Raw genomic sequence first — 19,611 nt, forward strand, 5'->3', positions numbered from 1 at the left:
CTGAAGTTCCAATCTGCCCGGGATTCCAGAACCAATGGAAGTGGTCGCGGTGGTATCGCGAGGGTTCAAAGGCCTTCGTTACCTGCCTTTTCCGCTCGTCTCGCCCGCAGACTCGGCACAACGATCAGAAGGACCGCGATGGCAAGCAGCGCAAGCGTCATCGGTCGTTCCACAATGAACGCAGGTCCGTCATACAGCTGCATGGAGCGCGCGAAATTATCCTCAAGCATTGATCCGAGAATAAATCCGATCAAAACGGGTGCCAGCGGATACCCGGCCATCCGCAAGGCCGTCGCAACAACTCCCATACCAATCAGAATCAGCAATTCCGTAGCATTATTCTGACCGATATAGGCACCCATCAGGGTGAAAAACAAAATGAACGGGATCAGGTAATTGCGCGGAACACTGAGCACCTTGGCGATGTATGGAATGAGCGGCAGATTCAGGATCAGCAGTATGAAGTTGCCGAGATACATCGAGATGATCACGGCCCAAAAGATAGACGGGTTGTCGATCATCAATCTGGGACCGGGTGCGACATTCAGCGCGATCAGTGCCCCAAGCAGAATGGCAGTCGTTCCAGAACCTGGTATACCGAGAGTGAGCAGGGGAACGAATGAGCCGGTCACAGCCGCGTTGTTCGCGCACTCAGGGGCCGCAAGCCCCTTGATTGAGCCCTTTCCGAACTTCTTTTGCTCCTCCTTGCTGGCGATGTTTCGCTCAACTGCGTAGCCTAGAAACGACGATATGGTTGCACCGGCACCTGGCAGCACACCAATCAGAAATCCCTGAATCGATTGTCGGCCAATGACAGGGGCGATCATTTTGGCTTCCCGCTTCGATATCCTCAACCCCTTGATCTTGTCGGTACCCTTCCCGTTCTTCTGTGATCGCTTCGGATCCAGGATCAGAAAAACCGCTTCCGGCAAGGCAAACATTGCCATCGCCAGTGTGATAAATCCAAATCCGCTCTGCAGGTCCTGAATTCCCATCGTAAATCGCGGCAGGTTGAATAGCACACCTTCACCGACCGTAGCCATAATCAGTCCGAGCAGCGCCATCATCAGGGCTTTTGCAATTTGCCCGGACCCGGCAAAAGCTGCAATAGCGGATAGTCCGACCACCATGAGCGCAAAATATTCGGCGGAGTGGAACAGCAACGCGACGCTCACCAATGCGGGTGCAAATATCATCAGTAAGATTGCCCCGAATGTACCGCCTGCAAACGATGCAATCGCGGCAACGGTAAGCGCTTTTCCCGCCTGGCCCTGACTCGCGAGCGGAAACCCGTCAAAACTGGTCGCGACGGTCGCGGACACTCCCGGCGCGTTGATCAGAATCGATGAGGTTGAACCGCCGAAGATTGCTCCGTAGTACACACCGGCCAGCAATATCAGCGCTGCGGACGGGTCGCCGATCGTGATTGCAATCGGAATCATGATGGCGATGATTGACATCGGTCCAAGCCCCGGGAGCATTCCGATGAATGTACCGATCAGGCATCCGCCAATCACCATCAGGAGATTGATGGGTGAAAACACCGCTGACAGCCCCAGCAACATGCCTTCGATCATGACTCGAGACTCCTATAGGAACATGCTCGGGAACGGTCTCATGTAGACCCCCAGCACCCCATCCACAAGGTACCAGACAACGACACTGGCCAAGACCGCGATAAAACACATCACAAGCCACTTTCTCTCACCGAGAATCGCGGTGGCCGCTACGATGAACAGGGTAGTTGAAACCAAAAATCCGGCGGGGCGCAAGATCAGGGCGTAGACGGCCATGAGACTCAGCAACAAGACTGCCTGTCCCAATTTGTACTCGGTAAGCCTGCGATAGTCGATTTCTATTTTCGCGGTGCCGCGGGACTTCTCGAATCCCAGAACAATCCACAAGCTCACCGCAATGCCAAGTACGCTCAGGACTTTTGGAAATGTACTCGGCCAGATCGGATTGCGCTGCATGATGGGCGCCAATCCCTGATCCATGGTAAAAAACGCAGTGTATCCGTAAATGACACACACGACGAGGAAGATCAATGCAATGTAGCGGTCGAGTCCCATGTCAACCTGCCGAATAGGGTGATCACGCCCGCCTCAGGCGGGCGTGAATGCGGAATTTACCAACTCACAGAAATCCCAGCTTGCGCATCAGGTCGCCGATGACTGTTTCCTGATTCTCCAGGAACATGCGAAAGTCGTCGCCGGAATTATGGACGTTCACCCAGCCATTGCGGGCACGGACATCCCCCCACTCCTGTGTTTCGTACATTTTCGTCAATACGTCCTGGTACATTGCCAGGGTTGCGTCAGGCAGTCCGGGAGCCCCGAAAAACCCACGCCAGTTGACGAACATTGTATCGATGCCTTGTTCTTTCGTGGTTGGGGCGTCTTCATAGGCGCCGACCCGGGCATCCGACGTCACGCCGAGAATCTTGACTTCGCCGGCATTCGCAAGCGCGACGGCTTCCGAGAAGCCGGTGCTGAGTGCGGCGATCTCGCCGGACAGCAGTGCGGCCATTGCCTTGCCGCCTGCGTCATAGGCAACGTACTTGACGTTGGTGGAGTCCACACCCGCTGCTTCAAATACCATTGCGGCAACCAGATGGTCCATTCCACCCTGTACCGATCCGCCACCGATCGCGGTTCCGCGCGGGTCGGAGTTGTAGGTCGAAAGCAGGTCAGCCATGGAATTCAATGGGCTGTCCTTTGCCACAACCATCGCCGCGTAATCGCCAATGGTCCCGGCGATCAGCGTGAGGTCGCGAAAGTTATGTGGGAATACGCCTGTCAGGGAACGAATGACGATCGGAGTCGAGTTGACCATCATGGTCCCATGATTGCTGTCGGCATTTTCGATCAGAAAACCGATCGCCTTGCCGCCACCGCCGCCTGACATGTTTTCGTAACTTGCCTTCCCGACGAGACCCGAATTCGTCAGCGCCTCACCGGTACCTCGGGCAGTGCCATCCCAGCCGCCACCTGCGCCGCCAGGAATCAGAAAGTGAATACTGTCGACATCCTGACCCACTGCAGACAAACTGACGCCGCAGGACAATATTGCCCCGAAGATTACGGAAATCCAAGGCGATCTGATTCGATATTTACTCATAGTGAACCCCTCTTTGGTTTGAGTTTGCAAAGGCTTTCATTTTACTTTTAAAGCCAAAGGCATTCACTGTGAATGCGGACATTGTGATTGTGATGCTTTTCCCTGGCCGGGAAGTGAACACACCGGTCAGCTGTGACTTAAGTCACAGACTGAATCGTTACCGGTGAATCCGAACATTCGAATCGCTATTTTTTCGATTGCCGCAACTCACGTGCTCGATTTCGCATGGTTGCTTGCAGTTTGTCGTGGGATTGTGCGGTTCCGTCATGAAACGAACTGAAAAACTTATCGAAAGGAACTTCCAATCCACCGTAGTTGCAATGGATGTATCGATGATGCATCTGATGATGGAAGGTACCGAGTGACAGTATTTCCCGACCATTTTTCTCAATGGACTGATACCCGCAATGAGTCGTTGCGGCAGTCAGTGCGAAATACTGCATGTGGAACAGAAGGTGTATGGGGTGGGACAGAATGACCCAGTGAATCAGTGCGCTGCCGAGAAACAGAAGGTGTTCGATCGGATGCATGGACAACCCGGACCAGGGCCCGACATTGCTATTTCGATGGTGGACGTGATGAGCCAGCTGATAAAGCGGCTTCCAGTGCAGCAATCGGTGAATCAGATAGAAATAAATTGTTTCCCAGATTGGAACGAGGAAGAAAATTGCCACAAACCAAAGCGGATTTTGCGACCAGGACATGATTTCAATGTATCCGTTCGCAAACCCCCAGATAATCAGCGCTTCGTAACCGGTCCAGATACTGACACCGCTGACAATGGTCCAAAACATGTTGTCCAGCACTTGGTCTCCGAACAGGAAGGGCCGACCCTTGCCGAATGCTCTGCTGTGGAATCTAAACCTTTGTTTCTGAGCGCAAACAACGTAAAAGTAAAGGTGAAGACCACCCGCAACGATCAGCATCAGAATGAAGTTCCGCAACCACATCAGCGATACCCAGCCGAAACTGAAGTTTCTGGCAATCTCAAGCGATGGCTGAAAGTATGTCCATGAGATATACGCAGTCGCGACCAGTATGAGTTTTTCCGAAACAGGAAACCAGCGTCGCCAAAACCAATTGAGAACTTTCACAAGATCAAGCGGCCACTCGAACAAGGGCGAGACAGCCAGCGGAACGTCAGGTCGATAGTTCCACTGAGAAGAACTTCTGTCCTTGATTGGCGCTGCGGATAGGTTGGCGTCGGTATTCACTGGCTGCACTGCGGAGCAAGACTTACGTTAATCATACTCTGAAAAGCACATCAGGCAGACAGATATGGGCAACTTAATCAGCCAGCCTTAAGTTGGCTGGCTTCAGGGACAAGAGGAGGGGAGAATCGCGTTGAGATGCCGCCAAGCGACGAGAAGCGGTGATTTTCCACATAGAATCAGGTGGCCAGGGGCAGAATCGAACTGCCGACACGGGGATTTTCAGTCCCCTGCTCTACCGACTGAGCTACCTGGCCAGATACAGCAACAAAAGGCAATTTCCGGTTGGAAACTGTGTTGCAGGATTCTCTTTGACTTAGGGCGAAATCGCGCGACCAAGATTTGCATCTGAACAATGCCAAGAGTTCGCAAAATTATAGATTGAAGTCGAGGGAATCGCAACGGCGCATCCCGGTTTCATTGCAATACGCGATGTCAGGATTTTCTGAAGATGACAATGATGGCCGAGTTGACCCGCAAGAGCCATAGGGTTTTCGTCCGCGATCCCCAGGCTCGCGGGACCGGAATCAGGGAGATCGTGCCAGCCTTGACTCATTTTCGACCAATGATTCCGATGGCAAGCGCCGGTGTGCCAAATCAGGTGAATAAGGCGGCCCGACCGTTGCTGCCAAAATTGATGGGCGGTTTTATTGCTGCATTGAAATGACGAGGCGACCTTGGACGTCACCGCGCGCCAATCGTTCAAATGCGTCGTTGATTTTTGCAAACGGCAGGGATTCGACGACACTTTTGACCTTGCCGTCGCTTGCAAGCTGCATCAGTTGTCGCAGTTCTTGCCGGGTACCGTCAGCACTCCCATAAATTCTCAATCCAGATTCAATGACTTGTGAAGCGTTGAAACTAAGGTCGTGATGTGGAAGCGAAACGAGAACGAGCCGCGCCCGCGCCCTTGCACTTTCGATCATCTGTCGCCAACTGGTGACGGATGGCGCAAAATTGAAACTGGCATCGGCTCCGCCAAGCTCTCGAATCCGTTCGACAGTGTCGTCATCGGCGCACATGACGTAATCCGCCCCCAAGGCTTGGGCGAGCTTCAGTTTTTCCTCGGACAAATCAACAGCCACCACGGTCGCCCCGGCCAGTTTGGCAAATTGGATCGAATACAAACCCAATCCGCCAGTACCAAATATCACCGCGAGCTCACCGGGCCGAAGCATTGCCTTGCTGATCGCACTGTAGGCTGCGACTCCGGCACATAGCAGCGGTGCCGCTTCAACTGATTTCAAATTATCCGGGATGACTGTAACCCAGTCTGCTCGCAGGATTGCATACTCGGCAAAGCACCCGCTTGCATCAACACCGGTGCATAACACTTCGGCACAATGTGTCTCGTGCCCGGTCAGACACTCTCTGCATGTTGTACACGTTCCGTACACATACCCGATTCCAACCCGGGTGCCAACGGCAATTCCTGTCACGTTCTCGCCGACTTGCACCACTGTACCGATACCCTCGTGCCCAAGAGTTGTCGGCATCCCGCGGGGCAAGTCATGCTCACCAAGCCAGAAATGCACATCGGAGTGACAAAGTCCGCAGACTTCGGTTTTGATCAACACCTCGCCGGGTCCTGGCGCGACAATCGGCACTTGCTGAAATTCCAAAGGTTTTCTGACGTCAACCATTTTCGCGGTCGTCATATACTCAGTCATGATTCAATCTCAAGTCAGCGGCGAATCGGCACTCGCATTTTGTTCAACCTCGCGATGCAGATAAGCCATGATTTTACGCTTTAACTTTATGAAATGATCGTCAGTTACGACTTCGTAATGACGGGGACGCTCAAGTTCGACTGTGATGGAATCAATAATCGTCCCGGGTCTTTTTGACATCACGTATACCACATCACCAAGAAATAGAGCCTCATCGATGTCGTGAGTGATAAACAAGACGGTTTTCTGCTCGTTTTCCCACACGTCCAATAGCAGTCTCTGCATGATAGTGCGAGTCTGACTGTCGAGCGCGCCGAAAGGCTCGTCCATCAGCAGTACATCCGGGTCATTGGCCAATGCGCGGGCGATCGCCGCTCTTTGTTGCATGCCTCCTGACAACTGGTTCGAGTAGGCATCTTCGAAACCATTCAGACCAACAGCATTGATATAGTGGTCTACGCGTTGTGACCGTTCGCGAGCGGATAGTTTCTGCAACGAGAGCCCAAACTCGACATTTTTACGGACTGTCAGCCACGGAAACAGCGAATAATTCTGAAACACCATTCCGCGGTCTGCTCCAGGCTCAGTGATTAATTTCTTGTTGATATGGCAACTGCCTTGTGACACCTCCGTCAGTCCGGCCACCAGATTGAGCAGACTCGACTTGCCGCAGCCCGATGGCCCTACAATGACTGCGAATTGTTTCTCCGGGATTTCCAGTGACAAATTTTCAAGCGCAGTCACTTTCCCAACCCTCTGGGAGGAAAAGTGCAACGTAACGTCTTTGATCGATAGGTGATTCAAACTTCCAGCCTGCCTCGTCTAACGAATTACAGTCCACGGCAAGAACCAGATTTTTGCCATTTTAAAAGCCTGATCCGTAATCAGCCCAAGAATGCCTATGGTAAAGATGCCGACAAAAATCAACGCTGGATGAAGGCCTCGCATCGCTTGGAGAATCATGTAACCAAGTCCCGATGACGCTGCAACAAGTTCCGCGACAACCAAGAACGTCCACGCCCACCCCATGGTAACCCTGAGCGTATCCATTACGCCTGGCATTGTCGCAGGCAGCATCACCCTGGTAATCACCTGGCGACGGTTCGCTCCCAATGTGTAGGACACGTTGTAGAGGTCATCAGATACATTCGCCGACACATCAGCGCAAAGAACAATTTGCTGGAAAAAAGTACCCAGAAATATGACCGCGATTTTTTCCTCGATTCCGATTCCAATCCACAAGATCAAAAGCGGGATCAACGCAGTGACTGGGAGATATCGCATGAAATTGACGACCGGCTCGATTGCCGCCGCAACTATGCGAAAACTGCCCATGAATATTCCAAGCGGAACGGCGATAATCGAGGAAAGAAAGAAGGCGATGTAGATTTCAGCCAAGCTGACCTTCATGTGCTCAAACAATGAGCCATCTGAGACTACCTGAACGAAAGCCGACCAAACCTCGTCCGGGCGCGGAAGAAAAGTACTGCTGACCAGCTGAAGATAACTAAGCAAACACCACGTAAGCAGTATCGAACCTGCAACAGCAGTACTTATGCTAATTTCAATTGAGCGAGGAATCGATTTCTTGGGCGTAAAAAGCCGTTTCAATCTCTTCCCACCATCTCAGTCATAAAAACCAATTCAGTCAGTTCAAATAGTCAGTCGTCAGAACATCAGCCGAAGTCAATCCGTCAACCTGAACCTTGTCGAAATCGGACCAGATCGTAATTGCGTCACTGAGCGTCTTATGCAGTTGACCAGGTGCATCGGCTGATCCGAACATTTCCATGTTGCGATCCACGTCGAGATATTCGACACCGGTTACGACGGCCTTGAACTCCTCAGGGTCGGAGAGCCAGCCACCGACACCGTCCGCCATGATCTGAAACCCTTCATCGGGGTTGGTCTGAAGAAATTCAAGCGCACGTTGCCAGCCTCGGACAAATGCCTTGAGCTTGTCTCCATGGTTGTCGACAGTTTCCTGTGTGGCTGCCACGACATCAACGATCAATCCCGGAGTCTGGGAACTGTCAATCAATCTGTGCCCATGCTCTGTCTGTTCACCTTGTGTCAAATGCGGTTCCCAGGTCACCGCGGCATCGACACGGGCGGCGACGAAGGCGGCACCCGCATCAGTCGCAGTCATATTGACCATTTCAATGTCATTCTGCGTCAGTCCGGCATTCAGCAGCAATGCATTGATAAAAAATTGTGAAACTGAGCCCTCTTCGAATGCAACTTTGTGCCCCTTGAGTTCGGCGATTGACGTGATATCCTTGTTTGACACGACGCCATCACCACCGTTCGAATTGTCGACCGCGAGAAAATACCTCACCGGAATGTCTGGTTTCATATAGATTGGAAATTCGTCAGCCGTTGAAGCGACCAAATCAACCTGTCCAGCCATAAGCGCTCCCATCTTGAGCGGCGTGTTTTCCATAATTCTAAGTTCTACATCAACCCCTTCTTCGCTGAAGAAACCCTTGTCCCGGGCAATATAAAAGGGTCCGTACCCGACCCAGGTCGAGTGAGCGAGCGTCAGAGTCTCTGCTCGGAGCTCGACAGAAAATAGCATTACAGAAATTGACAGAATTACCGCTCCAAGTCTCTTAATCGTGTTCATAACGCACCTCACAAACGGTTAATTGCTACAACTTTGCTTGTAACTGTAACAGAAAAGACCCACAGGCAGTCGCTTTATTTCGCCCCGCCATCGTTTTCGGTGAATCCGTTTCCGGGAACTGATGTGGGAATCATTTGAGATCGCGGGCGAATCCAAAGTGAGCTTCAGCTCCCAATGACGGGCAGTATGCGAAAGCGATTCAATTCAAGGACACTGCTGTGCAATCCGCATCCGGACTGAAGTTCCTCAAGGTGCTGTGACCCGTGTCCTTGCAGCGATTATCCAATCACTCCATGGGTCACGAAGGCGGAACGTAACCCTGAGGTTTGTCGAAGTCACCGCCAAACAGGAATTTTTCCATCTGTTCCTTGAGGTATTGCCGGTGATCAGAGTTGCCCATACTGAGTCGTTTCTCATTGATCAGCATCGTCTGGTGCTCCAGCCACAATTGCCAGGCCTTGTGCGAAATTTGTGCCTGGATTCTGTTACCGAGTTCACCTGGAAGGGGCGGCATTGGCATGGCAGGCAGCTGCTCGCCCAGAAGTGCACATTTGACTGTTTCAGGCATGACAATTGATCAGTTTGGCCGGTTGAAGAACCTTAAGCTACGATTGAGACGAGTTTCTTGATTCGGGTTTTGGGCTTTGCGTTCATCAGTTGTCAGTTTCCACTTCGCATCACTGGCGCCTGACATCCGTCGCATCAGTATCCAGAAAGGGAACAGTCTTATTTTACCAATACCAATTCGCAAGGTTGAACCGCAAATATTCTAACCTCCATAGATTGCTGAGTGTAGTATATATTTACCGTTGTGTCGAACAAATTAAAATAATATTCCAATATAGTGTCAAATAGATGTAAATATAGTGTGTAATGACTGGCTGAAATTGTTATTATGTTCTATCATAAGTTGATCAAATTCTGGATGATGCAATGAATCGATGGTCTCAACATCTAGACGAAGTGAACGAAACCTATTTCGAACACATGGGCAATGCAATGTCATTTGCCCGGCACATGCTGGCAGGAGCGATCGCCTGTGCAATTCACGCGCTAGCGCCGAACCTTTTCGAATCATCCGGCAGCAGCCGGATTGCGTATTTACATGAGCGAATGCTCGTGACGCGAAGAAATAAACAGGGCAGTTGCGCCGTCTCCCCAGACTATGAATCCAATACCAATCAGTTGAATTAGAGGGTTTCACGAGGAACACAAACCGAACGGTCATAGGTATTGCCGCGTGTGAAGCCTCGGGTGCCATGATCGAATTCAGCGAACCGGGTGGCAGCTGTCTTCATGTACGCACAGGGTTGCCGCGTGTCTGCCCGTCTTCCAGATTTGTCAGCAAGGTCCGTACCGGAGCTGGAATTCCCATCGTCTTGGCCTCTGAAATGGCAAGCAGTGCCAAGTTGTCTGCCTGTGATATGTCACGTTCGGATTCAACCAGGTTTGCGGGTTGTGGTGTGATGACCAGCCGCAAGTGCGTAAAGTCATGAGTGATGCTGCGCCACGGTGAAGCGGTATTGACTCGTACCTTGAGCTGAGAGTGGCACCAGGACCTGACATCGCGGGAATTGCCCGAAAATTCGGGAAAACTCCATAAGTTTCCCCAGACCCCTTCGTCCGGCCGACGCTGCAGCAATACCCGGTTGGCGCCATCCGTAATGATCAGCATGGTCACGTACCTCACCTCGCGGCGCCTTGATGCTTTGCGTCGCGGCAAATGTTCCGTCAGATGCTGACAATGTGCGCAACATGATCGGCTGAGGGGGCAGATCGTACACTTCGGATTCTTTGGCGTGCATACTGTCGCGCCCAAGTCCATAATCAGTTGCGTGTATCTTTGAACGTCATGTTTCGGCGTGTGTTCCTCGGCAATTTGCCACAGACGTCGGGTACGGACGGACTCGGAGTCGTCATCCACGCAGTGGTAGCGGGCATAAACACGTTTGGCATTGCCATCCAGAATGGGTGTCCTCAATCCGTACGCCAGTGCGCAGATGGCACCAGCTGTTGACTTTCCTATGCCGGGCAGTGCAAGTACATCACGAAAGTTATTCGGAAACTTTCCGTGATGCTGATCTCGAATCGTCTTTGCCGCCGCATGAAGATTTCGGGCTCTGGTGTAATATCCAAGTCCCGCCCACAGACTCATGACATGGTCTGTCGAAGCATCGGCCAACGACCTTACGTCGGGAAACTCGTCCACAAACCTCTCAAAGTAGTCGACAACTGTCTTGGCCTGGGTCTGCTGCAGCATGACTTCGGAAATCCAGATACGGTAGGAATCGGTACTGAATGCCCAGGGTAACCCCCGGCCGGGCAACTCGCAGTTCCAGTCAAGCAGCATTCGGCTAAAATTACCGGAATCGGATGGGTCCTTGCTGAATTTGTCCATGGGTCATCAACTGCTTTACGGCTGCTACGCACGCAGATGAAAATTGTTACTTTCAACGCCAATGGCATCCGCTCGGCGGCAAGAAAAGGTTTCTATGACTGGTTGTCCGACAGTACGCCGGACATCGTCTGCATTCAGGAACTCAAGGCTCAGGAAGACCAGCTGACCGACGAACTTTTTCATCCGCCCGGTTATCAGGGATATTTTCATTATGCTGAGAAAAAAGGCTACAGCGGTACTGCCATTTATACCAGACAAAGCCCTTGCGACGTTTCCATCGGTCTGGGCTGGGATGACTTTGATTCTGAAGGACGTTGTGTACGGGTCGATTTTGAGGATCTGTCGATCCTGTCGATATATCTTCCGTCCGGAACCAGTTCCGATGATCGACAGAAGTTCAAGGAAGTGATCCTGGACCGCATTCAGCCACTGTTGCTCAAATTCCAGTCCGACAGCCGAGACTACATCATATGTGGCGACATGAATATCGCCCACAAGCCGGTTGATCTGAGAAACTGGAGAGGCAACCGGAAAAACTCTGGATTTTTACCGCAGGAGAGGTCATGGATGGATTGGCTTTTCGGTGCGGCAGGATTCGTAGACGCGTTCCGGGTGATTGACTCGCGCCCGGGACAGTACACGTGGTGGTCCAATCGAGGCGATGCCTATGCCAAGAACGTCGGTTGGCGGCTGGATTATCACATCCTGTCCAAACGTCTGAAAACTGCGATAGAGTCGGTGGAAGTCTATCGGGCGGTAAAGTTTTCCGATCACGCCCCTGTCACCGCAGAATTTGACTTCAGTCGCGCAAAATAAAGTCCCGCCGCAGTTTCAGCCGCACAAAGCAATGATCGGTGTGCGTTCGTCAAGCGTACCGGGCGCGGCGCACTGTCTGCAGTCACTTGACTGACTGCCCTGGACAGGTCCGATATCAGTCCGCGATGAACGGGTTTTGCTATGCCGCAGAAGCGGCCCCCGATACATCCCGGGCGACCATTCTTTCGACGACAAGGATGATGCCGATCACCGGCAAGCCAATCAGTGCTGTGATGACAAAGAATGTCCCATATCCGACACCATCAACAATCGTACCGGAATATCCGGCGACAAGTTTTGGAAACAGCAGCATGATTGAGGTGAATATCGCATATTGCATCGCAGTGAATCGCACGTTGGTCAGACTGGAAAGATAGGATACAAATGCAGCCGATGCCACACCTGCACTCAGGCTGTCAACCACAACGACAAAAAGAAGCATCAGATCGACAGGATTGTTGGCCAGCGCCAAGAACATCAGATTGGACGCCGGCGCCAGGACCGCGCCAAGCAGCAATGTTCTCAGCACACCGAATCGCAAAGCCAGAATGCCGCCAAGCAACCCGCCGGCAAGTGACGCCATCAGTCCCCAGAACTTCGAATAGTTTGCGATCTGGGTTTTTGTGAAACCCATGTCGAGATAAAAGACGTTTGCAATGATTCCCAGCACGATATCGGATATTCGATAGGTGCCGACAAGCACGAGAATGATCAGTGCCAGACGCCCATATCGAACGAAGAAGTCCGTAACGGGCGCAACATAGGTTTCCTGTACATGGGAGAAATTGACGACACGCATGCGGATCAGCAACCATGCCACAACCCCCGCCAGGCCAATGCAGAATACCATCCGAATTGATTCAAGTATCAGGCGGGCTGTGGTGGAATTGACGAAACTGTAATGCTCGACGACTGCCGCCCTGACGGACTTGACCAGGTCGCCGGTCGTCAAAAACCCGATTACAAAAGCAGCGACTGCCAGCGCAAAGACGGCGAAGAAACGCAGATAGTCCGAAGTGCCGGAGAATGATGTCGAGGATTCATCAGTCTTTGGTTCCGGATTGACCAAGGTTGTGATCAGCCCGACAATCATGAAACATGCCATGATCTGATAGACCGTGGACCAGGCGCGAAAACTGTAATCCCCGCCGCCGATAAAATCTGCGATCCAAAGCGCTCCGGCACCTGCGACCAGCATCCCGATCCTGTAACCCACGATATATGTGGCAGCCAGCATCGCCTGCAGATCAGGAGGTGCCGACTCGATACGATATGCATCAATCACGATGTCTTGGGTCGCTGAGGAAAACCCGATGCAGACTGCGCCGATCACAGTCAGGACAAGCAGGTCCGCCTGCGGATCGAAAAATGAGGTCCACAACAGACTTGCGAACACCGCGATCTGCGAAATCAGCAACCAGGAACGCCTGCGCCCCAGTTTTCGAGTCAGGTACGGCAGCGGCATGCGATCAACGATGGGTGCCCAGACAAACTTGAAGGAATATCCAAGCGCCGCCCAGCTGAGGAACGTCACGGTTGCCCGTTCAATGCCAGCTTCCCGCAACCAGACGGAAAGGGTGCCGAACACAAGCAGCAGCGGAAGTCCCGCAGAGAATCCCAAGAACAGCATGCATACCGCACGCGGATGCGTGAGTCCCCTGACAGACTCGATCCAGTTGCGTTGAGTCTGCCGTGAACCGGCGGTCTTCGCGGATTGCGCGGAAACGTCAGGATTATTCATGAGATTTCGACTCCGGCAAGGTGAGTATTCACGAATTCAGCAACCTGTACCCCATGACCTCAATGGAGCCGACGCCAATCCAACTGACAACTTCAAGTGCCAGCAATATCAGGATCGGGGTGAAATCCAAAGCGCCGAATGGTGGAATGAATCGCCTGGCAAAGCTCATCAGCGGCTCTGTAGTGGTAAAGATCAATCTTTGGATGCTTCGCGTTCCGATAGGCACCCAGCTCATGACGACCCGGATCAGGATGACGATGATCATGACATTGATCGCACGCTCCAGGACGATCGCAATTGTGAGAACCGAAGTTGCCGGGATATCCAATCCAATTCCATTGGATTGCATCCACACAAAGCGTTCCGCGAACGCGACCAGCAATGCAAGAACAAGCGGCGACAGGGAGTCCGAGCCTCGAACCCTGGGCACGAATACTCGCAGCAACTTGATAGGCAGTGCGGTGACGCGGTGGATAAACTGCGAAATCGGATTATGGAAATCGGAATCCAGATACTGCATCAAAGCGCGCAGAATCGCAATGAATCCGTAGATCAGCAATATCGGGTAGATCAGTTGAAGCGATAGTGGAATCTGCATTCGATTACCAGGTCAGACAACGTGTTTTGACATTTCAGCCGCACGGTTCCTGGCTGCTTCAATTGCCTGAATGAACCTATCCTTGACCTGCGCTGACTCAAGCACGTTCAGCGCGGCTTCAGTTGTACCGCCCGGCGAGGTGACTTTCCTTCTGAGCGTGGCGGGCGAATCGTCGCCTTGCCCGGCCAGCAAAGCGGAACCCATCGCGGTCTCGATCGCAAGCAGCTTCGCATCTTCGGGCTGAAGACCAAGGTTTTCGGCACCTGCCTGAACAGCTTCGATCAGGTAGAAGAAATAGGCCGGTCCGCTTCCCGAAACTGCGGTGACTGCGTCAAGTTGGCTCTCCTCGCTCACCCATACCGTTTTTCCGACTGCAGAAAGAATCGATTCAGTGTACTGTTTTTGCTCCGGCGATACCCGTTCGTTCGCGTACAGTGCTGAAATACCTTTCTGGATCAGCGCAGGGGTATTGGGCATGACTCGGATGATGGCGTAGTCCCCGCCTGACCATTCGGCTATGCTGTCGGTGGTGATGCCGGCGGCAATGGAAATCAGCAACGGACGGCGTTGCCGCAACGCTTGCCGGGCATCCTCAAGCGCCTGCCTCATAACTTGTGGCTTGACTGCGAGAATCACACTGGCACAGTTTGCGATGACTTCGCTGTTGTCGGCAGTTGCCGACACCCGAAAGTGATCGGATAGGTACTGTCGCGCTTGTGCGACCGGGTCGGAGACCATGATGGATGATCGGTCGAATTCATTGGACAGCAACCCACCGATCAGGCTGCGGGCCATATTGCCACCGCCTACAAATCCTATAGTTTTCGACAATTCAGGTTTCCGGGATAGGCTTGACACGGGATGATTCTTGAAATCACATCAGGAGTCCAATATTTTACCCGCACTCAGCAAGGCAACTTGCAGGTTTTTGTTGTCTAATGTCCATCACAATCCCATGTAAATGATGCCAGACCGGTCCGTATGTGAGTGTGCGAAAACCATGAACCCCGCAAATATCCGCGTCAAGTCCGCTCTGGCGCAAATGAATATTCCATGCGAGATTACCATTGTTGAGCATGACACCCGCACTTCAGCGCAGGCGGCTGAGACTTTGGGGTGTTCGATTGCGCAGATCGCCAAGTCGCTGATCTTCACAGCCGGTGACGGTGATGCCGTACTGGCTGTAACCAGCGGTGCCAATCGGGTGTGCACAGATCTGCTGGCGGATCTGGTCGGCCAGCCGATCGGCAAGGCCAATGCTGAATTTGTTCGTCATACGACAGGTTTTGTCATTGGCGGCGTGGCGCCGGCTGGTCTTGCCCATCCCGTTCGGACAGTCTTTGATCGGGACCTTTTTGTGCACGAAACCGTGTGGGCGGCTGCCGGCACCCCCAACAGCCTGTTTCCGATATCAAGAAAGAATCTGCGTGTGTTGGCCGGCGACAGGATCCGCAATTTCACGCAACCGCTGGTTTAGCTCACAACGAGCTTCCCGCCGCTGAAGGTATGGGTTACCCTGCCTCGCATCCGGGTTCCGGCAAAAGGCGTGTTCCGTCCTCCGCTCAGCATATCGTCAGGATTGACTGTCCAGGTCCGCTCTGGATCAAAAATACAGATGTCAGCTGCCGACCCAGGTGTCAGGGAGCCGGTTTCAATTCCCAGAACTGCGGCGGGATTGCAGGTGAGACAGGCAATCGCCTCAGTGAGGCTGATCGCTCCTTCGTCCACCAGCTTCAAGGTGAGCGGCAACAAAGTTTCAAGTCCCGATATGCCAGCAGCCGTCTGAACAAACGGAGCCAGTTTGTCATCAATCCGACAGGGTCGGTGATCCGAGCAGATGACAGAGATTGATCCGTCCCTCAAACCTTGTCTCAATCCGCTGCGATCATCTTCGCTGCGCAACGGCGGCTGCACGTGGCACATGGTATCGAATCCCTCGACGTCGAATTCCGTGAGCAGCAGATTGTGAACGGCTACATCGGCACTGACGTTCAGTCCCCTTCGTTTCGACTCCGCAATCATGCTGACGGATCGGGCGCAGGAGATCTGGCTGAAATGTGCCCGCACACCTGTTGTCTCGACCAGGGCAAGGTCTCTCGCGACGGCGACGGTCTCTGCGGCCTCCGGTACTGCTGGCAACCCTAGGCGCGTACTGATCTCTCCCTCGTGTACACATCCATTGCCGGCCAGCCAGGGATCGAACGAATGAATGAATACCGTGATGTCAAACGTTGATGCATACTGCATCGCCCGTCGCATCAGCAAGGTGCTGCGAACGGGTGAGCGCGCATTGCTCACCCCGACACAGCCAGCGGCCTTCAGGGCTGCCATCTCTGTCAGAGTCTCGCCTTGAAGCCCGATGGTCAGCGCTCCCAAAGGCAGGATATTCGGACCCGACTGCTGTTCCATATTGGTACGAATCATATGCGCCATCGCCGGCGTGTCGACGACCGGCTGGGTGTCAGGTTGAATGCAGGCAGTGGTGATGCCACCGGACAGGGCGGCTTTGGACTCGGTTTGCAGTGTCGATGACTGACTTGAGCCGCGTTCGCCCATCTTTGCGTTAAGGTCGATCAGGCCGGGACAGACGATCAGTCCGGACGCATCGATTTCACGGTCAAATGAAAGACTGGAAGCCTCGGAAGGGTCAGCAACCCGATGATTCCTGACAAAAACATCACCAACCGAGTCGACGCCATTGGCAGGGTCGATCACCCGACCGTTTCGTATCGCAGTGGTTTTCATGATGCCGATTCCGGCTTCTTGCCAGTGCCGCCCATGATTTTTGCAATGACCGCCATTCTGACGGCGATGCCGTTGGAGACTTGGGAGAGAATGACCGAGCGTGAACCGTCGGCGACGGATGATGCGATTTCAAGACCCCGATTGATCGGGCCTGGATGCATGACGATCGCGTCCGGTTTCGCCAGTTTCAGTTTTTCTTCGGTCAGACCGTAACACTGATAATATTCCCTCGGGCTTGGGACCAACTGACCCTCCATACGCTCCATCTGCAGTCGCAACATCACGACCACATCAACATCCTTGAGCCCCCTGGCCATATCCGTATAGACCTGGACACCCATCTTTTCCACGCCGGTTGGAATCAGCGTCTTGGGGGCTACGATTCTCACCTCGCCGGCACCGAGCACATTCAGTGCGGTTATCTCCGAGCGAGCAACCCTGGAATGGAGAATATCTCCGACCACCGCAACGGTGATGTTCTCGAAGGAATGTTTATGCTGGCGGATCGTCAGCATATCCAGCAAAGCCTGAGTAGGGTGCGAATAGCGTCCATCACCCGCGTTGATGATATGGACGTGAGGGGGGACATGTTTGGCGATAAGATTGGCTGCACCGCTGTTTTTGTGCCGGACGATAAAAGTATCCGTATGCATGGCCTGCAGGGTCTTTACTGTGTCCAGAATCGTTTCCCCCTTGACAGTCGACATGCTGTCCGACTGCAGATTGATGACGTCGGCTGACAGTCGTTTGGCTGCAATCTCGAATGTTGTTCGGGTTCGGGTGCTCGGTTCAAAGAAAAGATTGACGACAGTCTTGCCTCGAAGCAGGGGAACCTTCTTGCTGCCACGCGCGGCGAAGTCGATATAGGATTCCGCCAGTTCAAGGATATTCTCAATGAGTTCCCGGGGCAGGGCCTGGATCGAAATGAAATGCCTCAGTTGTCCGTCGGAGTCGATTTGCAGGTCTTGAGGCATTGGGTGTGAGTTCAATGATGATTCGAGTCGGAATAGATGAGCCGGCCTGACGGGGATATTTTAACGAACTGATTGTTTTTCAGTGACATTGTGTGCCCTACGACATCCGCACCCAGGGGCAGTTCCCGGTTACCCTTGTCCAGCAGAACTGCCAATTTGACCGAAGCAGGCCGTCCCCAGGAAAAAAGTTCGTTCAGTGCTGCACGCACGGTTCGTCCGGTATTCAGGACATCATCGACCAGAATGATGTTCCGGTCGTCGATCGGTTCCGGCAAGTAGGACTCATGCACTTTGGGATTCAAGTCGACCCGGCTGAAATCATCCCGATAGAACGAAATATCGATTGCGCCCAGCGGTTCATTGATCTTGAGTTTCTGGTGCAGGTGCTCAGCGATCCATACCCCGCCGGTCTGGATTGCCACTAGCATTGGTTCGGCAATCAGCAGGGCATCCAATGACTCAGCCATTGAATCAAGGATTTGTTCAACAGGCAGTTGTTCGGGTTGAGCGTCGTTCATTTCCTGCAGACTCACATGTGCATGCAGGTTAGATTATACGTATTCAACGCACGGCTGGCTGAGAACAGAATCGGTTTTCCAGGGCGACTCGCCTTGAAAAATACTTTTCGTAGCACGGGGTGGATCAAACGCGGAAATCATGACCGTCTAAATGGCGTCGAGCCGCCGCAATGCTTGTCGAACGAAATTCCCTGAATGATTCTCACTTCCATCGACCAGTATCTTCACCCAGCTGTTCACCCATTCCACTTGATTGAGTTTCACCTCGGCTGCCACGGCCAGTTCGCGTGCCTTCACGACATCAGTAGTGCTGACTTCGTAACCATAGCCGCAATTCAGTCAATGAAGTGCAATTAAAGCTGAACGCAGCATTTTCGTTGGAGCGTAATTCCGCTGCTCTGCGTAGCGGATTATCGCATCACTGAACGTCTGTGGACAGGGGGGTCCGGTAGATTTGATGATGGCCGGAGTGATCTGGGCTATTTTTACCGTTTGATCCGGATTGTTGGGCCTCTGAGGCCAATCGCACCCGCGCCGAACTCTTCGCACAAGCGGAAATAAACAGATTGGATATAGTCAGCCCCTGCAAGGGGCCAAGTCAAGCTGCCAGTAACACCAGTTGTAAGTAGCGGTTTTATGTTGCATGTAACTTAAAACCGCTACTTACAAGCACGGCATTTTAAGCATGAAATATGTCGAAAAAGAGGCGAAAAGAGGCAGATTACGGCTAAAATTAAGCCAAAATCACAATGTGATACCCTCAAAAGAGAGCCAGAACGTTAAACTTCCGTTAAAGCCGATAAAATCTGTTCTTCCGAAAATGTGTCGAGTCCAATTTGCTGCTCTGCCAACCATTCGCTGAATCGGGCAATGTGACGCGATATGCAATAAACAGTTGCCGGTGCATACTGTTGTGCTCGTAATGCCTCAGCAAATTGGGACAAATGTGAAGCGAACGGTCCAATTGCTGGCCGTCGAAACGTAATTTGATCATAATTCCGATTACTCATAATATAGCTCCTGCCCATAAATGGGCTGTGATTGAAGCCTATACTATGTCGTCATCGATTTGATTTTTTTTAATTAAATTAGGATGTTAATAAATTACGCTACATAGTTCGGTTGGCGAGATAGGCCCCACTGAACTAAGCTGCGTTCCGCAGCAGTTTTTCATACCCTGCCTATTTCTTCGGT

19 protein-coding genes and 1 tRNA gene are annotated in these 19,611 nt (G+C 52.5%); 2 read left to right on the forward strand and 18 right to left on the reverse strand.

What is annotated here, in order from left to right:
- Nucleotides 1–65: 65 nt before the first annotated feature.
- The 11 genes from OXI60_01990 to mutY form a co-directional block, all read right to left on the reverse strand.
- Nucleotides 66–1,577 carry a tripartite tricarboxylate transporter permease gene (locus OXI60_01990; GenBank protein MDE0308590.1) on the reverse strand — a complete coding sequence of 504 codons (1,512 nt, stop codon included), beginning with the start codon at nt 1,575–1,577 and terminating at the stop codon, nt 66–68.
- 12 nt (nt 1,578–1,589) lie between these two features.
- Nucleotides 1,590–2,072, reverse strand: coding sequence for a tripartite tricarboxylate transporter TctB family protein (locus OXI60_01995; GenBank protein ID MDE0308591.1), 483 nt, complete (start codon nt 2,070–2,072; stop codon nt 1,590–1,592).
- Nucleotides 2,073–2,136: 64 nt separating this feature from the next.
- The gene (locus OXI60_02000) at nt 2,137–3,120 is read right to left on the reverse strand and encodes a tripartite tricarboxylate transporter substrate-binding protein (protein MDE0308592.1); all 984 of its coding nucleotides are present in this window, start codon (nt 3,118–3,120) and stop codon (nt 2,137–2,139) included.
- 185 nt (nt 3,121–3,305) lie between these two features.
- Nucleotides 3,306–4,334 carry a sterol desaturase family protein gene (locus OXI60_02005; protein MDE0308593.1) on the reverse strand — a complete coding sequence of 343 codons (1,029 nt, stop codon included), beginning with the start codon at nt 4,332–4,334 and terminating at the stop codon, nt 3,306–3,308.
- Between the two features lie 181 nt (nt 4,335–4,515).
- Nucleotides 4,516–4,588 (reverse strand) — tRNA-Phe (locus OXI60_02010).
- Nucleotides 4,589–4,978: 390 nt separating this feature from the next.
- On the reverse strand, nt 4,979–6,001 hold the full coding sequence (locus tag OXI60_02015; protein MDE0308594.1) for a zinc-dependent alcohol dehydrogenase: 1,023 nt from the start codon (nt 5,999–6,001) through the stop codon (nt 4,979–4,981).
- Nucleotides 6,002–6,010: 9 nt separating this feature from the next.
- Entirely contained in the window at nt 6,011–6,745 is a 735-nt protein-coding gene (locus OXI60_02020; GenBank protein MDE0308595.1) for an ABC transporter ATP-binding protein, read from the reverse strand.
- Between the two features lie 78 nt (nt 6,746–6,823).
- Entirely contained in the window at nt 6,824–7,516 is a 693-nt protein-coding gene (locus OXI60_02025; GenBank protein MDE0308596.1) for an ABC transporter permease, read from the reverse strand.
- Between the two features lie 133 nt (nt 7,517–7,649).
- The gene (locus OXI60_02030) at nt 7,650–8,627 is read right to left on the reverse strand and encodes an ABC transporter substrate-binding protein (GenBank protein MDE0308597.1); all 978 of its coding nucleotides are present in this window, start codon (nt 8,625–8,627) and stop codon (nt 7,650–7,652) included.
- A gap of 298 nt (nt 8,628–8,925) precedes the next feature.
- The gene (locus OXI60_02035) at nt 8,926–9,195 is read right to left on the reverse strand and encodes an oxidative damage protection protein (GenBank protein ID MDE0308598.1); all 270 of its coding nucleotides are present in this window, start codon (nt 9,193–9,195) and stop codon (nt 8,926–8,928) included.
- Between the two features lie 726 nt (nt 9,196–9,921).
- Entirely contained in the window at nt 9,922–11,025 is a 1,104-nt protein-coding gene (gene mutY / locus OXI60_02040; GenBank protein MDE0308599.1) for an A/G-specific adenine glycosylase, read from the reverse strand.
- Between the two features lie 36 nt (nt 11,026–11,061).
- Here mutY and OXI60_02045 point away from each other — a divergent pair, with 36 nt between their 5' ends.
- The gene (locus tag OXI60_02045) at nt 11,062–11,841 is read left to right on the forward strand and encodes an exodeoxyribonuclease III (protein ID MDE0308600.1); all 780 of its coding nucleotides are present in this window, start codon (nt 11,062–11,064) and stop codon (nt 11,839–11,841) included.
- A 139-nt stretch (nt 11,842–11,980) separates the two neighbouring features.
- Here OXI60_02045 and OXI60_02050 read toward each other — a convergent pair whose 3' ends face one another.
- From OXI60_02050 to proC, 3 genes are read right to left on the reverse strand one after another with little or no spacing between them, the layout of a single operon-like run.
- Nucleotides 11,981–13,582, reverse strand: a complete 1,602-nt coding sequence (locus OXI60_02050; protein MDE0308601.1) for an MFS transporter — start codon at nt 13,580–13,582, stop codon at nt 11,981–11,983.
- A gap of 28 nt (nt 13,583–13,610) precedes the next feature.
- The gene (locus OXI60_02055) at nt 13,611–14,180 is read right to left on the reverse strand and encodes a YggT family protein (GenBank protein MDE0308602.1); all 570 of its coding nucleotides are present in this window, start codon (nt 14,178–14,180) and stop codon (nt 13,611–13,613) included.
- Between the two features lie 12 nt (nt 14,181–14,192).
- Nucleotides 14,193–15,011 carry a pyrroline-5-carboxylate reductase gene (gene proC / locus OXI60_02060; GenBank protein MDE0308603.1) on the reverse strand — a complete coding sequence of 273 codons (819 nt, stop codon included), beginning with the start codon at nt 15,009–15,011 and terminating at the stop codon, nt 14,193–14,195.
- Nucleotides 15,012–15,180: 169 nt separating this feature from the next.
- Here proC and OXI60_02065 point away from each other — a divergent pair, with 169 nt between their 5' ends.
- Nucleotides 15,181–15,657 carry a YbaK/EbsC family protein gene (locus OXI60_02065; protein ID MDE0308604.1) on the forward strand — a complete coding sequence of 159 codons (477 nt, stop codon included), beginning with the start codon at nt 15,181–15,183 and terminating at the stop codon, nt 15,655–15,657.
- On the opposite strand, the gene OXI60_02070 is transcribed toward OXI60_02065, so the two are convergent.
- From OXI60_02070 to OXI60_02085, 4 genes are all read right to left on the reverse strand, one after another.
- On the reverse strand, nt 15,654–16,925 hold the full coding sequence (locus OXI60_02070) for a dihydroorotase (GenBank protein ID MDE0308605.1): 1,272 nt from the start codon (nt 16,923–16,925) through the stop codon (nt 15,654–15,656). The two genes, OXI60_02065 and OXI60_02070, sit on opposite strands and share 4 nt — an antisense overlap.
- On the reverse strand, nt 16,922–17,899 hold the full coding sequence (locus OXI60_02075; GenBank protein ID MDE0308606.1) for an aspartate carbamoyltransferase catalytic subunit: 978 nt from the start codon (nt 17,897–17,899) through the stop codon (nt 16,922–16,924). Before OXI60_02075 ends, OXI60_02070 begins: the two co-directional genes overlap by 4 nt.
- A gap of 11 nt (nt 17,900–17,910) precedes the next feature.
- Nucleotides 17,911–18,417, reverse strand: coding sequence for a bifunctional pyr operon transcriptional regulator/uracil phosphoribosyltransferase PyrR (gene pyrR, locus OXI60_02080; GenBank protein ID MDE0308607.1), 507 nt, complete (start codon nt 18,415–18,417; stop codon nt 17,911–17,913).
- Nucleotides 18,418–18,564: 147 nt separating this feature from the next.
- Complete coding sequence (locus tag OXI60_02085) at nt 18,565–18,714, reverse strand: hypothetical protein (protein ID MDE0308608.1); 150 nt, start codon at nt 18,712–18,714, stop codon at nt 18,565–18,567.
- Nucleotides 18,715–19,611 lie beyond the last annotated feature (897 nt).

It is taken from the genome of Acidiferrobacterales bacterium, from assembly GCA_028820695.1.
GTDB lineage: Bacteria > Pseudomonadota > Gammaproteobacteria > Arenicellales > JAJDZL01 > JAJDZL01.

What these genes read in the sequence shown, in the direction of transcription:
- OXI60_01990 (MDE0308590.1), bottom strand. Translation starts at nt 1,577, where the DNA reads ATGATCGAAGGCATGTTGCTGGGGCTGTCAGCGGTGTTTTCACCCATC.
- OXI60_01995 (MDE0308591.1), bottom strand. Translation starts at nt 2,072, where the DNA reads ATGGGACTCGACCGCTACATTGCATTGATCTTCCTCGTCGTGTGTGTC.
- OXI60_02000 (MDE0308592.1), bottom strand. Translation starts at nt 3,120, where the DNA reads ATGAGTAAATATCGAATCAGATCGCCTTGGATTTCCGTAATCTTCGGG.
- OXI60_02015 (MDE0308594.1), bottom strand. Translation starts at nt 6,001, where the DNA reads ATGACTGAGTATATGACGACCGCGAAAATGGTTGACGTCAGAAAACCT.
- OXI60_02030 (MDE0308597.1), bottom strand. Translation starts at nt 8,627, where the DNA reads ATGAACACGATTAAGAGACTTGGAGCGGTAATTCTGTCAATTTCTGTA.
- OXI60_02035 (MDE0308598.1), bottom strand. Translation starts at nt 9,195, where the DNA reads ATGCCTGAAACAGTCAAATGTGCACTTCTGGGCGAGCAGCTGCCTGCC.
- mutY (MDE0308599.1), bottom strand. Translation starts at nt 11,025, where the DNA reads ATGGACAAATTCAGCAAGGACCCATCCGATTCCGGTAATTTTAGCCGA.
- OXI60_02045 (MDE0308600.1), top strand. Translation starts at nt 11,062, where the DNA reads ATGAAAATTGTTACTTTCAACGCCAATGGCATCCGCTCGGCGGCAAGA.
- OXI60_02050 (MDE0308601.1), bottom strand. Translation starts at nt 13,582, where the DNA reads ATGAATAATCCTGACGTTTCCGCGCAATCCGCGAAGACCGCCGGTTCA.
- OXI60_02055 (MDE0308602.1), bottom strand. Translation starts at nt 14,180, where the DNA reads ATGCAGATTCCACTATCGCTTCAACTGATCTACCCGATATTGCTGATC.
- OXI60_02065 (MDE0308604.1), top strand. Translation starts at nt 15,181, where the DNA reads ATGAACCCCGCAAATATCCGCGTCAAGTCCGCTCTGGCGCAAATGAAT.
- OXI60_02070 (MDE0308605.1), bottom strand. Translation starts at nt 16,925, where the DNA reads ATGAAAACCACTGCGATACGAAACGGTCGGGTGATCGACCCTGCCAAT.
- OXI60_02075 (MDE0308606.1), bottom strand. Translation starts at nt 17,899, where the DNA reads ATGCCTCAAGACCTGCAAATCGACTCCGACGGACAACTGAGGCATTTC.
- pyrR (MDE0308607.1), bottom strand. Translation starts at nt 18,417, where the DNA reads ATGAACGACGCTCAACCCGAACAACTGCCTGTTGAACAAATCCTTGAT.